The 13,833-nt window shown below is 72.5% G+C and carries 12 protein-coding genes; 7 read left to right on the forward strand and 5 right to left on the reverse strand.

All coding sequences use genetic code 11. From position 1 onward, the window contains the following. The first annotated feature begins 13 nt into the window (after positions 1-13). The 4 genes from FB454_RS07505 (at position 14) to FB454_RS07520 (ending at position 4,275) form a co-directional block, all read left to right on the forward strand. Positions 14-745, forward strand: a complete 732-nt coding sequence (locus tag FB454_RS07505) for a succinate dehydrogenase cytochrome b subunit (RefSeq protein ID WP_174361705.1) — start codon at positions 14-16, stop codon at positions 743-745. A 1-nt stretch (position 746) separates the two neighbouring features. Then, positions 747-2,681: a fumarate reductase/succinate dehydrogenase flavoprotein subunit gene (locus FB454_RS07510; protein ID WP_145822699.1), complete on the forward strand. Its 1,935-nt coding sequence runs from the start codon at positions 747-749 to the stop codon at positions 2,679-2,681. Further along, positions 2,678-3,430 carry a succinate dehydrogenase/fumarate reductase iron-sulfur subunit gene (locus tag FB454_RS07515; RefSeq protein ID WP_013285329.1) on the forward strand — a complete coding sequence of 251 codons (753 nt, stop codon included), beginning with the start codon at positions 2,678-2,680 and terminating at the stop codon, positions 3,428-3,430. Before FB454_RS07510 ends, FB454_RS07515 begins: the two co-directional genes overlap by 4 nt. Positions 3,431-3,567: 137 nt before the next feature. After that, on the forward strand, positions 3,568-4,275 hold the full coding sequence (locus FB454_RS07520; RefSeq protein ID WP_013285328.1) for a TetR/AcrR family transcriptional regulator: 708 nt from the start codon (positions 3,568-3,570) through the stop codon (positions 4,273-4,275). Here FB454_RS07520 and FB454_RS07525 read toward each other — a convergent pair. From FB454_RS07525 to FB454_RS07540, 4 genes are read right to left on the reverse strand one after another with little or no spacing between them, the layout of a single operon-like run. After that, a complete protein-coding gene (locus FB454_RS07525; RefSeq protein ID WP_013285327.1) occupies positions 4,261-5,394 on the reverse strand; it encodes an acyl-CoA dehydrogenase family protein in 1,134 nt (377 codons plus the stop codon). The two genes, FB454_RS07520 and FB454_RS07525, sit on opposite strands and share 15 nt — an antisense overlap. A gap of 22 nt (positions 5,395-5,416) precedes the next feature. Next, positions 5,417-6,445 (reverse strand): LLM class F420-dependent oxidoreductase, encoded by a 1,029-nt coding sequence (locus FB454_RS07530; RefSeq protein WP_013285326.1) that lies wholly within the window; start codon positions 6,443-6,445, stop codon positions 5,417-5,419. Next, positions 6,445-7,605 carry a CaiB/BaiF CoA transferase family protein gene (locus FB454_RS07535; RefSeq protein ID WP_145822700.1) on the reverse strand — a complete coding sequence of 387 codons (1,161 nt, stop codon included), beginning with the start codon at positions 7,603-7,605 and terminating at the stop codon, positions 6,445-6,447. The genes FB454_RS07530 and FB454_RS07535 overlap by 1 nt, the downstream gene beginning before the upstream one ends. Beyond that, positions 7,602-8,423: an enoyl-CoA hydratase-related protein gene (locus tag FB454_RS07540; RefSeq protein WP_145822701.1), complete on the reverse strand. Its 822-nt coding sequence runs from the start codon at positions 8,421-8,423 to the stop codon at positions 7,602-7,604. Before FB454_RS07540 ends, FB454_RS07535 begins: the two co-directional genes overlap by 4 nt. Positions 8,424-8,466: 43 nt before the next feature. On the opposite strand from FB454_RS07540, the gene FB454_RS07545 reads away from it, so the two are divergent. Continuing rightward, entirely contained in the window at positions 8,467-9,147 is a 681-nt protein-coding gene (locus FB454_RS07545; protein ID WP_013285323.1) for a GntR family transcriptional regulator, read from the forward strand. Position 9,148: 1 nt separating this feature from the next. Here the strand turns inward: FB454_RS07545 and FB454_RS07550 are convergent, their stop codons facing one another. Then, positions 9,149-10,639, reverse strand: a complete 1,491-nt coding sequence (locus FB454_RS07550; protein ID WP_145822702.1) for an aldehyde dehydrogenase family protein — start codon at positions 10,637-10,639, stop codon at positions 9,149-9,151. A gap of 76 nt (positions 10,640-10,715) precedes the next feature. On the opposite strand from FB454_RS07550, the gene FB454_RS07555 reads away from it, so the two are divergent. Together FB454_RS07555 and FB454_RS07560 are read left to right on the forward strand one after the other, a co-directional pair. Next, positions 10,716-11,852 carry an acyl-CoA dehydrogenase family protein gene (locus tag FB454_RS07555; protein ID WP_145822703.1) on the forward strand — a complete coding sequence of 379 codons (1,137 nt, stop codon included), beginning with the start codon at positions 10,716-10,718 and terminating at the stop codon, positions 11,850-11,852. 32 nt (positions 11,853-11,884) lie between these two features. Next, the gene (locus FB454_RS07560) at positions 11,885-13,828 is read left to right on the forward strand and encodes a GMC family oxidoreductase N-terminal domain-containing protein (RefSeq protein ID WP_145822704.1); all 1,944 of its coding nucleotides are present in this window, start codon (positions 11,885-11,887) and stop codon (positions 13,826-13,828) included. Positions 13,829-13,833 lie beyond the last annotated feature (5 nt).

Genomic DNA, 13,833 nt, shown 5'->3' on the forward strand with positions numbered 1-13,833 from the left:
CGCTGCGATTTCGATGCATTGGACGCCTGATCGAAGTGCTCCTAGCGTCGACCGCGTGGTAATCACGAAAACTCGGTCGCCCATCCGCTCGAACGTCGGCCTCAAGGCCGTCATGGCGGTGACGGGCATCATCCTCGTGCTGTTCCTGATCGCGCACATGCTCGGCAACCTGAAGATCTTCACGGGTGAGACGTCGTTCGACCACTACGCGCACTGGCTGCGGGACATCGGCACGCCGCTGCTGCCGACGACGTGGTTCCTGTGGATCCAGCGCACCGTGCTCACCGTCGCCGTGCTCGGGCACATCGGCGCGGCCACCGTGCTCGCGATGCGGTCCCGGGCCGCCCGCCCGGTCCGGTACGCGCACCGCCGCAAGATCCACGTGAACTACGCGGCCCGCACGATGCGCTGGGGTGGTGTGATCATCCTGCTCTTCGTGATCTACCACATCCTCGACCTGACCACGGGTCACCTGAACCCGCAGGGCGACCCGGCCAACCCGTACGGCAACGTGGTCGCCGGCTTCGCGCCGGAGCGCTGGTACGTCACGCTCTTCTACACCCTCGCGCTGGTGACCCTCGGCTTCCACCTGCGCCACGGCGCGTTCAGCGCGTTCCGCAGCCTCGGCCAGCAGACGCCGAAGGGCGAGCGCCGGGCCCGGATCGCCGCGCTCGTCTTCGCCGTCGCGCTCGTCGGCGGCTACCTGCTGGTTCCGTTCGCCGTGATCACCGGATTGGTGTCCTGACATGGATCTCTACACCGAGGGCGACCCGATCGCCGACACCCGGGCCCCGGACGGCCCGATCGAGACGCGGTGGGACCGCCACCGCTTCGAGATGAAGCTGGTCAACCCGGCCAACCGCCGGAAGATGACGGTGATCGTGGTCGGCACCGGCCTGGCCGGCGGCTCCGCCGCCGCCACCCTGGCCGAGCAGGGCTACCAGGTGCGGTCCTACTGCTACCAGGACAGCCCGCGCCGGGCCCACTCGATCGCCGCGCAGGGCGGTATCAACGCCGCCAAGAACTACCGCAACGACGGCGACTCGGTGCACCGCCTGTTCTACGACACGGTCAAGGGCGGCGACTTCCGCTCCCGCGAGTCGAACGTGCACCGGCTGGCCGAGATGTCGGTGAACATCATCGACCAGTGCGTGGCCCAAGGCGTGCCGTTCGCCCGCGAGTACGGCGGCCTGCTGGACACCCGCTCCTTCGGCGGCGCGCAGGTGCAGCGCACCTTCTACGCCCGGGGCCAGACGGGCCAGCAGCTGCTGCTCGGCGCGTACCAGGCGCTGGAGCGGCAGATCGGCCTGGGCAACGTGGAGATGAACGCCCGCCACGAGATGCTCGAACTGGTCCTCGTCGACGGCCGCGCGCGCGGCATCGTGGTCCGCGACATGGTCACCGGCGAGATCAGCACCGAGATGGCCGACGCGGTCGTGCTCGCCTCCGGCGGCTACGGCAACGTCTTCTATCTCTCCACCAACGCCAAGGGCTGCAACGTCACCGCCTCCTGGCGGGTGCACCGCAAGGGCGCGTACTTCGCCAACCCCTGCTACACGCAGATCCACCCGACCTGCATCCCGGTCTCCGGCGACCACCAGTCGAAGCTGACCCTGATGAGCGAGTCGCTGCGCAACGACGGCCGGGTGTGGGTGCCCAAGGCCAAGGGCGACCAGCGCAGCCCGCGGGACATCCCCGAGGACGAGCGGGACTACTACCTGGAGCGGATCTACCCGTCCTTCGGCAACCTGGTCCCCCGCGACATCGCCTCCCGCGCCGCGAAGAACGTGTGCGACGAGGGACGCGGCGTCGGCCCGACCGGCCTCGGCGTCTACCTGGACTTCGCCGACGCCATCAACCGGCTCGGCCGTAAGGCCATCGAGGCCAAGTACGGCAACCTCTTCGAGATGTACGAGCGGATCACCGGCGAGGACCCGTACGAGGTGCCGATGCGGATCTACCCCGCCGTGCACTACACGATGGGTGGCCTCTGGGTCGACTACGACCTCCAGTCGACGATCCCCGGCCTGTTCGTGATCGGTGAGGCCAACTTCTCCGACCACGGCGCGAACCGGCTCGGCGCCTCGGCGCTGATGCAGGGCCTGGCCGACGGCTACTTCGTGCTGCCGAACACGCTCGCCAACTACCTGGCCTCCAACTCGCTGGACAAGGTCGACGCCAGCCACCCCGAGGCGGTCGCGGCGCGCACCGAGGTCGAGGACCGGATCAAGCGGCTGCTGGCGATCAACGGCGACCGTACGGTGGACTCGTTCCACCGCGAGCTGGGCCAGATCATGTGGGAGCACTGCGGCATGGAGCGCTCCGAGGCCGGGCTACGCAAGGCGATCGACGAGATCCGCGCGCTGCGTGAGCAGTTCTGGCAGCGGGTGCGCGTGCCGGGTGACGGCGAGGGCCTCAACCAGTCGCTGGAGAAGGCCGGCCGGGTGGCCGACTTCTTCGAGCTGGCCGAGCTGATGTGCATCGACGCCCTGCACCGCGAGGAGTCCTGCGGCGGCCACTTCCGGGCCGAGCACCAGACGCCCGACGGCGAGGCGCAGCGCGACGACGACCGGTTCGCCTACGTGGCGGCCTGGGAGTTCACCGGCACCGGTGAGCCCGTGCTGCACAAGGAAGACCTGACCTTCGAATACGTCCACCCCACGCAGCGGAGCTACAAGTGAACCTGACCCTGCGCATCTGGCGCCAGACCGGCCCCGAGGACAAGGGTCGGATGGTGACCTACCCGGTGCAGGACGTGTCCCCGGACATGTCCTTCCTGGAGATGCTCGACGTGCTCAACGAACGGCTCATCCTCGACGGCGAGGAGCCGGTGGCGTTCGACCACGACTGCCGCGAGGGCATCTGCGGCATGTGCAGCCTCATGATCAACGGTGAGGCGCACGGCCCGCAGCGCGGCACCACCGCCTGCCAGCTGCACATGCGGCAGTTCTCCGACGGCGACACGATCGACATCGAGCCCTGGCGGGCCCGCGCGTTCCCGGTCGTCAAGGACCTGGTGGTCAACCGCAACGCGTTCGACCAGATCATCGCCGCCGGCGGCTACGTCACCGCGCCGACCGGCAGCGCCCCGGAGGCGCACTCGGTGCCGGTGCCGAAGGCCGACGCGGACGCCGCGTTCGAGTCGGCTGCCTGCATCGGCTGCGGCGCCTGCGTGGCGGCCTGCCCGAACGGCTCCGGCATGCTGTTCACCGCCGCGAAGATCACCCAGCTCTCGCTGCTGCCCCAGGGCCAGCCGGAGCGCTACACCCGGGTGATCGGCATGGTGGACGCGCACGACGAGGCCGGCTTCGGCGGCTGCACCAACATCGGCGAGTGCGCGGCGGCCTGCCCGAAGGGCATCCCGCTGAACACCATCGGCCGCCTCAACCGGGACTACCTGAAGGCGACGGCCAAGCGCTCCGGCTCCTGACCGGACACCGCACCACCCCACGCGACCGCCGCGCCCCGCTTCCGGGGGCGCGGCGGTCGCGCTTGTCCGGGGGTACGCCCCGGCGATTGGTACGGTGAAGCGCCAACCGCGTCACCGTCTCCCCCGGGAGGGCACCCATGGCCCGGACCGCTCCCGCGCAGGCGTCCTCCCCCGAGGCGGGTCACGACGAACCGGCCGACCGGCCCGAGTCGCTGCTGGAACGCGCCTTCACCGAGGCGTTGCACAGCGCCGACGACAGCGACGAGGTGGCGACCCGGATCCTCGACGCGGCCTACGAGCAGTTCTGCCGGATGGGCATCCGCCGCTCCACGATGGAGGACGTGGCCCGGCGGGCGGGCGTCTCCCGGATCACCGCGTACCGCCGGTTCGCCACCAAGGACCGGCTGGTCGAGCAGGTGGTCCGCCGCGAGTTCCGGCGCTACTTCGACCGGTTCCTGGTCGACATCCAGCAGGCGGCCACCGTCGGCGACCGGGTGGTGCTGGGCTTCGTCAGCGCGCTGGACGCGATCCGCCGCAACCCGCTGATCGGCGGGCTGATGAGCGTCGAACCGGACGTGCTCATCCCCTCGATGATCAGCGACGGCGGGCGGACCCTGGCCACCGTGCAGCGGTTCGTCGCCGGGCAGCTGCGCCGCGAGCAGCGCGCCGGCACCATCGCCGCCACAGTCGACGTGGAGGTGGTCGCCGAGCTGATGACCCGGCTGTCCTGTTCCTTCCTGCTCACCCCGAGCCACGTCATCGACCTGGACGACGCCGACGAGCTGCGGACCATGGCCCGCCGGTTCCTCGTACCCATGCTGGAGCCCGGCTCACAGGCCGAGTGACCGGCCGATCACCTCCTTCATGATCTCCGTGGTGCCGCCGTAGATGGTCTGGACGCGGGCGTCCAGGTAGGCGCGGGCCACCGGGTACTCGCGCATGTAGCCGTAGCCGCCGTGCAGTTGGAGGCACCGGTCCACGACGCGCTGCTGCAACTCGGTGCACCACCACTTCGCCATCGCCGCCGTCTCCGCGGTGAGGTCCGGCGCTACCAGGCAGTTGTCGACGAAGACCCGGCCCAGGCGCAGCTCGGTGGCGAGTTCGGCGAGTACGAACCGGTTGTGCTGGAAACTGCCGATGGGACGGCCGAACGCCTGGCGTTGCCTGCAGTAGTCGAGCGTCTGCGCGAACACCGTCTCGGCCCCGGCGAGCGCCGCGACGGCTATCGACAGCCGCTCCAGCGGCAGGTTGCGCATCAGGTAGGCGAAGCCCTCGCCCTCCGCGCCGAGCAGGTTGGCCGCTGGTACGCGGACGTCGGAGAAGAACAGCTCGGCGGTGTCCTGCGCCTTCTGCCCGAGCTTGTCGAGGTTGCGGCCGCGCTCGAATCCCGGCATGCCGCGCTCGACCACGAGCAGGCTGATCCCCCGCCGCCCGGCGCCGGGATCGGTACGGGCCACCACGACGACCAGGTCGGCCAGGATGCCGTTGCTGATGAACGTCTTCTGCCCGTTGAGGACCCAGTCGTCGCCGTCGCGTACCGCTGTGGTGGTGATGCCCGCCAGGTCGCTGCCCGCGCCCGGCTCGGACATGGCGATGGCGGTGACGATCTCGCCGGAGCAGAAGCCCGGCAGCCAGCGCTGCTTCTGCTCCTCGGTGGTCAGGTCGGTCAGGTACGGGCCGATGATGTCGTTGTGCAGGCCGAACGCGGGCCCGCTCGCACCGGCCCGGGCGAGTTCCTCGGTCAGGACGGCGTGGAAGCGCCGGTCGGTGACCCCGGCGCCGCCGTACCGTTCGTCGACGAAGAAGCCGAGCAGTCCGGCGGCGCCGGCGGCCCGCCACACGCCGCGGTCGACGATGCTGTCGGCCTCCCAGCGCTCGTGGTGCGGGGTGATCTCCTTGTCGATGAAGGCGCGCACCAGTTCGGCGAACGCGAGGTGGTCGGCGGTGAAGATCGCGCGGTCCATGTGTGTGGGCTCCTCCCCTGCGCTACCGGGCCATGTCCGCGACGGCGGCGACGAGACGCCGGGGGTCCTCGCCCAGCGGCGCGACGTTGAGGATCGTCACGCCCGCGTCGCGGTACTCCTGGACCCGGTCACGCACGTAGCTCTCCGGTCCGATCAGGCTGGTGCGTTCCAGCAGTTCCGCCGGCACCGCGGCGGCGGCCTCGGCCTTGCGGCCGTCCAGGTAGAGCTCCTGGATGCGGTCCGCCTCGGCGGCGTAGCCGTAGCGGCACAGAAGGTCGTGGTAGAAGTTGCGGCCCTTGGCGCCCATCCCGCCCACGTACAGGGCGATCAGCGGCCGGGCGAGGTCGCGCAGCCCGGTCACGTCCGGGCCGATCGCCAGCGGCCCGCCGGCCACCACCTCCAGCGGCCCGAGGTCAGCCGGCCGTTTCGCCCGGCCGGCCGCCAGCGCGGCACCCCAGACGTCGCCCGCGCGCTGCGGATCGTAGAGGAACGGCAGCCACCCGTCGGCGATCTCGGCGGTCATCCGGACGTTCCGGTCACCGAGGCTCGCCACGTGGATCGGGATCCGGTCGCGGACCGGGTGGGTGAGGATCTTCAGCGGCTTGCCCAGTCCGGTGCCCTCGCCGGGCGGCAGCGGCAGCCGGTAGAGGCCGTCGTTCGTCAGCGTCTCGCGCCGCCACACCCGCCGGCAGATGTCGATCACCTCGCGGGTGCGGGCCAGCGGCCGGTCGTACGCGACGCCGTGCCATCCCTCGATCACCTGCGGTCCGGACGCGCCGAGGCCGAGGATGGCCCGGCCACCGGACATCGCGTCCAGGCCCGCGGCGGTCTGCGCGAGCAGAGCCGGGGTACGCGAGAAGATCGGCAGGATCGCGGAGCCGATGTGGACCCGGCTCGTCCGGGCGGCGAGGTAACCCATCACGGTGGGCGCGTCGAAGCCGTACGCCTCGGACACCCAGACCACGTCCAGGCCGTCCTGTTCCCAGGCGGCCACGTCGTCGGCGCCGCTTCTGGGGTCGGCGGCGTACGCCAGTGTCGTCCCGATACGCATCAGTACGCTGCTCCCTGCTTCCGGCCGACGACGCCGTCGTCCAGCCATCGCGGTAGGTGTGCGCCCAGTCCCCAGTCGGTGAGGACGGGCTCGGTGTCGGCGCCGGGCGCGGGCGGCGGGCCGCCGACCCGGCCGGGTGTCCCGGACAGGCGGGGCGCCACGGCCGGCTGCCGGACGCCGAAGTGCTCCTCGTACGTGCCGCGCGCCGCCAGGTGCGGGTGGCCCGGCGCCTCGGTGAGCGACAGCACCGGCGCGACGCACGCGTCGGTGCCGTCGAACACCGCTGTCCACTCGTCGCGGGTACGGCCGGCGAACACCTCGGCGAAGCGGGCGCGCAGCACCGGCCATCCGGCCACGTCGTGCTGTGCCGGCAGGTCCGCGCCTGCGAGCCCGAGCAGCCGCAGCAGTTCGGCGTAGAACTGGGGTTCCAGCGCGCCCACAGCCATGTGCCCGCCGTCGGCGGTGGCGTACACGTCGTAGAACGGCGCGCCGCCGTCGAGCAGGTTGCGGCCCCGCTCGGGCCGCCAGGCGCCCTGCGCGAGCAGCCCGGCGAACGGGGTGGTGAGGTGGGCCGCGCCGTCCACGATGGCGGCGTCGACGACCTGCCCACGGCCGGTGGCACCCGCCACGTGCAGCGCGGCCAGGATGCCGACGACCAGGTAGAGCGCGCCGCCGCCGAAGTCGCCGACCAGGTTGAGCGGGATCTGCGGCGGCCCGCCGGCGCGGCCGATCGGGTGCAGCGCCCCGGCCACCGCGATGTAGCCGATGTCGTGGCCCGCGGCGCGGGCCAGCGGCCCGTCCTGTCCCCACCCGGTCATCCGCCCGTACACCAGGCCCGGGTTGCGGGCCAGCGCGGCCTGCGGTCCGACGCCGAGCCGTTCGGCCACGCCGGGGCGCCAGCCCTCGATCAGGATCGCGGCCCGGCCGGCCAGCGCGAGGACCACCTCGGCGCCGTCGGGGTGCTTCAGGTCCACCACGACCGAGCGCTTGCCCCGGTTGAGCAGGTTCCGCCCGGGGTCGCCGGCCGGGAGCGTGCCGGGCTCGGGCCGGTCGACGCGCACCACGTCGGCGCCGAGGTCGGCCAGCAGCATGGCGGCGAACGGGCCGGGTCCGATCCCGGCCAGTTCCACGACCCGGACGCCGGCGAGCGGGCCGCTCACGCGCCGCCCCGTGGGGCGAAGCGGGGTGCGCGGCCCTGGGCCCGACTGAGCAGGGCCTCGCCGAAGTCGGCGCCGGCCAGCGACTCGACCATGAGGCGGATCGCGTCGGCGGCGGCCTCGGCGGCGCCGGTCTCCGCACCCGACCACACCTGCCGCCGGATCACCGCCATGGAGGCCGGTGAGCAGTGTTCGGCCAGGGCCGCGGCATACGCTTGCGCCTCGGCCAGCACCTCGTCGCGCGGGAGCACGCGTTGCACAAGCCCGATCCGGAACGCCTCCGCCGCGTCGACCTTGCGGCCGGACAACAGCAGGTCCAGCGCGGCGCCGACGCCCACGAGCCGGGGCAGCAGCCAGGCGCTGCCGTACTCGGCGACGAGGCCGAGCCGGCTGAACGAGGTGGACAGGCGCGCCTCCGCCGCCATGAACCGCACGTCGGCGTAGAGCGGGTGGACCAGGCCGAGGCCGGCCGCGCCGCCGTTCATCGCGGCGACGATCGGCGTGCCGAGCGTCAGCGGCAGGTGCGGCGGGAAGCCGAACTCGCCGGCGAGCAGGTCGCGGTTGCGTTCGTCGAGCAGCGCGGCGAGCGCCTCCGGGTCGGCGCCGGAGCAGAACCAGTCACCGGAGCCGGTGACCACGACCGCCCGGACCTCCGGGTCGGCGTCCGCCGCCACCAGGGCCGCGTAGTAGTCGCGGAACATCTCCAGCGACATCGCGTTGCGCCGGTCGGGCCGGTCGAACCAGATGGTGCGGACGCCGTCTCTGGTGGCGGCCCGCAGTCCGGCGCCGGCCGGTTCGGACTCCGGCACGGTCGAGCTCATCGGCGCTCCTGTTCTGACATTTGACATTTGATACTCTGGGCTGGTGGCGGACCGCGGCAGGATCCAGAACGTCTCTCAGCCCCAGCTCTCCGAGACCGTGGCGAGCCTGCTGCGCGACCGGATCATGTCCGGCCAGCTGCGCCCCGGCGAACGCATCCGGCTCGAAGAGGTCGCCCAGGAGACCGGGCTGAGCATCACACCGGTACGCGAGGCGCTGCTGATGCTGCGCGCGGAGGACATGGTCGAGCTGCAACCGCGTCGCGGGCACGTGGTGGCGCCGCTGTCGCGGCAGGACATCATCGACGTGTTCAGCCTCCAGGGCCACATCGCCGGTGAGCTGGCCGCCCGGGTAGCCGTCAGCATCACCCCGGAGCAGCTCGACGACCTGCGGCAGCAGCACGAGCGGCTGCGCCGCGCCGCCCAGGCCCGGCAGGTCAGCCGGGTCGAGCAGCTCGAATACGAGTTCCACCGCCGGATCAACCGGCTCGCCGACGCACGCAAGCTGTCCTGGCTGCTGCGCACCGTGACCCGCTACACGCCGTCGCGGTTCTACGCCGCGGACGCGGAGTGGCGGGCCGGCATGGTCGCCGATCACGAGGCGCTGCTCGACGCGCTCGCGGCGGGCGACCCGGAGGCGGTCCGGCCGGTCATGGCCCGGCACTTCACCGACGGCGCGGAGCGGCTGGTCAAGCACCTGGACGGCCTGGGCGTGTGGAACGAGTGAGTCACCGGCGGCCATGACGCCACGCGAACATCGCCAGCGAGCGCTTCATCGCGGCGGCGGACGGCTGAAGCGTCATCACCTCGATCAGCGGCCGGAACCGCTGCCACGTCACCGATCGCGCCCGGGCGAACTCGCGCAGGCCGTCCGCGCCGTGGATCCGCCCGAACCCCGAGTCGCCCACGCCGCCGAAGGGCAGTGACGGCACGCCCGCGTACCCCAGCACCGAGTTGACCGACACCGCGCCGGCCCGCAGCCGCCCGGCGAGCGCCAGGCCACGACGGCGGTCGCGGGTGAAGATCGAGCCGGAGAGCCCGTAGCTGGTCGCGTTCGTGCGGCGTACCGCCTCGTCCGCGTCGGCCACCGGGTTGACGACGAGCACCGGGCCGAACGTCTCCTCGGTGACGGCGGTGCTGTCTTCGGGCACGTCGGTCAGCACGACCGGCTCCACGAACGGGGGCCGGACCGAAGCCGCGTCACCGACCACCGCCCGGCCGCCCCGGTCGAGCGCGTCGGTGACGTGGCGCCGGACGACCTCGGGTTGGGTGGGCGTGGTCATCGGCCCGTACGGCGCGTCCGGCTCGGCACCCGGCCGGACCTGCCGCGCCAACTCGGTGAGCGTGGCCAGGAACGGCTCGTAGACGGACCGTTCGACGTAGACGCGCTCGACGCCGGCACACGTCTGCCCGGCGTTGCCGAGTCCGCCGAAGACCGCCGCCTGCGCTGCCGCGTCGAGGTCGGCGTCGGCGGTGACGATCAGCGCGTCCTTGCCGCCGCCCTCGATCACCACCGGTGTCAGGCTCTCGGCGCAGGCGGCCATGACGGCGCGCCCGGTCGCTGCCGACCCGGTGAACGCGATCTTGTCGACCGAGGCGCGGCACAGCGCGGCGCCGGTCGTGCCGTCGCCGGTGACCACCTGGAGGACCGGGTGGTCGGGAAGCAGCTCGTGCCAGCGCTCGGCCAGCCACACCCCGACGCCCGGGGTGAACTCGCTGGGCTTGAACACCACCGCGTTGCCGGCGGCGAGCGCGTGCGACACCGCACCCATCGGCGTGTAGACGGGGTAGTTCCACGGCCCGATCACGCCGACCACGCCGTACGGCACGTACTCGACCGAGGCGGCCTGGTTGAACGCGAGCAGGCCGGAGGAGACCGACCGCCGCCTGAGCACCCGCCCGGCGTGCCGGGCCGCCCAGTCCAGGTGCTCGACGGCGAGCATCACCTCGAGCTGGGCCCCGGCGAGGCTCTTGCCGGTCTCGCTCCGGACGATCCCGGCCAGCTCCTCGATGCCACCGGCGACCGCCGCCTTGTACGCCAGCAGGTGCCGGCGGCGCTGCCTGGCGTCCAGCCCGGCCCACCAGCCGGCCGCCTCGCGGGCCCGCGTCACGGCGGCGCGTACGGCGGCGTCGTCGGCGATGTCGTAGTCGGCGCGGTGCTCACCTGTCACCGGGTCGACGACGCGCAGCCGGCGGGGGTGCTCAACGAGGGACGTCATCGGCGGCCTCCTGACATTTGATATTCGATAGTTTAGCCTTGCTGTCAATCCCTCACGATGCGCTGGAGGTACCGCGGTGGAGTGGAGCGACGAGCAACTGTCACTTGTCGAGGCGGTGCGGGACTTCTGCCGCCGCGAGCAACGGCACCGTCTCACCGACGGCGGGCGGGAACCGCACAGCCCGGAGCTGTACCGGAAGATGGCCGAACTCGGCTGGCTCGGCCTGTCGCTGCCGGAGGAGTTCGACGGCGGCGGCGCCGGCATGACGGAGCTGTGCCTGTTCCTGGAGGAGACCAGCCGGGCGATGGCGCCCATCGGCGGGTTCACCACCTCGATCATCGTCGCCGCCACGTACCAGCGGTTCGGCACGCCGGAGCAGAAGAAGCTGATCCTCAGCGGCGTGGCCCGCGGCGTGGTCGAGGCGGTCGCGATGTCCGAGCCCGAGGCCGGCTCCGACGTGGCGAACCTGAGCTGCCGGGCCGAGCGGCGCGGCGACGGGTGGGTGGTCAACGGGCAGAAGACGTGGTGCTCGAACGCCCACCTGGCCGAGCACATCCTGCTCGTCGCGCGCACCTCGGGCCGGGCCGGCGACCACCAGGGCCTGACCATGTTCCTGGTCCCGGCCGGCGCGCCCGGCCTGACCGTGTCCGGCATCGACACCATGGGCGGCCGCGAGGTCAACGACCTCTACTTCACCGACTGCGTGCTGCCCGCCGACGCGGTGGTCGGCCGGGTCGACCACGGCTGGCGGCAGCTGATGGCCGGGCTCAACATGGAACGGCTGATCCTCGCCAGCGTGGTGCTCGGCATCGCCCGGCGCGCGTTCGACGACGTGGTGGCGTACGTGAAGGACCGCCGCCAGTTCCGCCGGCCGATCGGATCGTTTCAGGTGATCCGGCACCGCCTGGCCGACCTGGCCACCGAGATCGAGTGCGCCCGGCTGCTCGTCTACGACACCGCCGCGAAGGTCGACAAGGCACCGGACACGGTGCTGCCCCGGGAGAGTTCGATGGCGAAGCTCAAGGCCACCGAGACGGCCCGGCGCGTCGCGCTGGACGCGATGCAGATGATGGGCGGCTACGGCTACACCACCGAGTTCGACATGGAACGCCTGGTCCGCTCGGCGATCGTGTCCACCGTGTACGGCGGCGCCAGCGAGATCCAGCGCGAGATCATCGCCAAGACGTACGGCCTGTCCGAGCAGATGTCCTGACCCACCCGGCCCTTCGGTCGATCGGAGGCACCGTGCACCTGTCCGACCGCCAGCGCGCCGCCCTGGCGAGCATCTGCGACACGTTCGCGCCGGGTGACGGCGCCGGGATCCCGTCGGCCAGCCGGCTCGGCGCGACCGAGGTGATGGCCGCACTCGTCCTGCACAATCCGCGCGCCGCCGAGGTCCGGCAGTTCCTGCGGCTGCTGGACCGGTGGGACTCCCCCGCCACCCAGTTCGTCCTCGGCGGTTCCGCGCGGCCGTTCTCCCGGCAGTCGCAGGAGCGCCGGGAGAAGACGCTGCTCGCGCTGGCCCACTCGCGGATCACCGCCAAACGGGCGCTGTTCCAGGCGCTCAAGGGCGCCGCCACCCTCTCCTACTACCTGACGCCGGGGCCGGCCGGGCACTCGCCCGTGTGGGACGCCATCGGCTACCCCGGACCGCTCGGGGTCCGGCCCGACGCGCCCGCGCCGCCGCTGGCCCCGGTCCACCCGTCCGCGCCGACCACGCTGGACTGCGACGTCGTCGTCGGATCCGGCGCCGGCGGCGGCACTGCCGCCGCGGTCCTCGCCGGGCACGGCCTGGACGTGGTCGTCGTCGAGAAGGGCGGCTACTACGACGACCGGGACTTCGACGGCGGGGAGCTGTCCGGACTGTCCCGGCTCTACGCCCCGGGCCCCGCCGCCACCGCCGAGGGCCAGCTCAGCCTCCTCCAGGGGCAGTGCCTCGGCGGGGGCACAGTGGTGAACTACACCACGTCGTTCCCCACCCCGGCCCGGGTACGCGAGGAGTGGGCCGCGCTCGGCGTGCCGCAGTTCGCCACCGACGAGTACGACAGCTGCCTCGACGCGGTGTGGTCGAGGCTGGGCGTCAACCGCGAGCACGGCCGGATCTCCTCCCGGGACGCGCTGATGGAGCGCGGACTGAACCGCCTGGGCTGGCACGTCGACGAGATGCCCCGCAACGTCGACGGCTGCGACACCGGTGTCGAGTGCGGGCGCTGCGGCCTGGGCTGCCGGATCGGCGCCAAACGGTCCGCGACGAAGACCTGGCTGGCCGACGCGGAGCGCGCCGGTACGCGGCTCGTCGTCGGCGTCGACGTGCGGACCGTCACCGTCGAAGCGGGCCGGGCGACGGGCGTGACCGGCCACACCGCGGACGGGCACCCGGTCGCCGTACGCGCCCGCGCCGTGGTGGTCGCGGCCGGCAGCGTGCAGACACCCGCCCTGCTCCGCCGCTCCGGGCTCACCAACCCGAACATCGGCCGGCACCTGCACCTGCATCCCGCGACCGGCGTGTGGGGCGTGTTCGCCGAGGAGGTGCGGCCGTGGGAGGGCGGGATGCAGACCCGGTACTCCACCGAACACGCCGATCTCGACGGCCGCGGCTACGGCGTCATCTACGAGACCGCCGCCACCAACCCGGCCACCGCTGTGTCGTTCATGAGCTGGACGGGCGGACGGGCGCATCTGGACCGGATGCGCGCGCTGCCGCACCTCGGCGGGGTCGGCGTGATCACCCGCGACCGCGACAGCGGTGAGGTCCGGGTCGGCCGCGACGGCGAGCCGGTGGTGCACTACCGCCTTTCCCCCTACGACGCGGCCCATCTGCGAGCAGGGATCGCCGGCGCGGCCCGGATCGTCGAGGCGGCCGGAGCGCTGCGGCTCTGGTCCGGACACCAGCGCGGCCCGGTCTGGGAACGCGGCACGGGTTCCATCGACGAGTTCGTCCGGCACGTCGAGACGCTGGGGACCGCGCCCGGGCAGGTCGCCATGGCCGCCCTGCACATCATGGGCGCGGCCCGGATGGGCGGCAGCGCGGCGACGTCGGTGGCCCGGCCGGACGGCGCGACGTGGGAGGTCCCCAACCTGGTCCTCGCCGACGCGTCGACCTTCCCGGGGTCGCTGGGCGTCAACCCGATGATCTCCGTGGAGGCCATCGCGTACATGAACGCCCAGCGACTCGCCGCCGCGCTCTGACCGCC

This window comes from Micromonospora sp. CNZ297 (assembly GCF_007827625.1).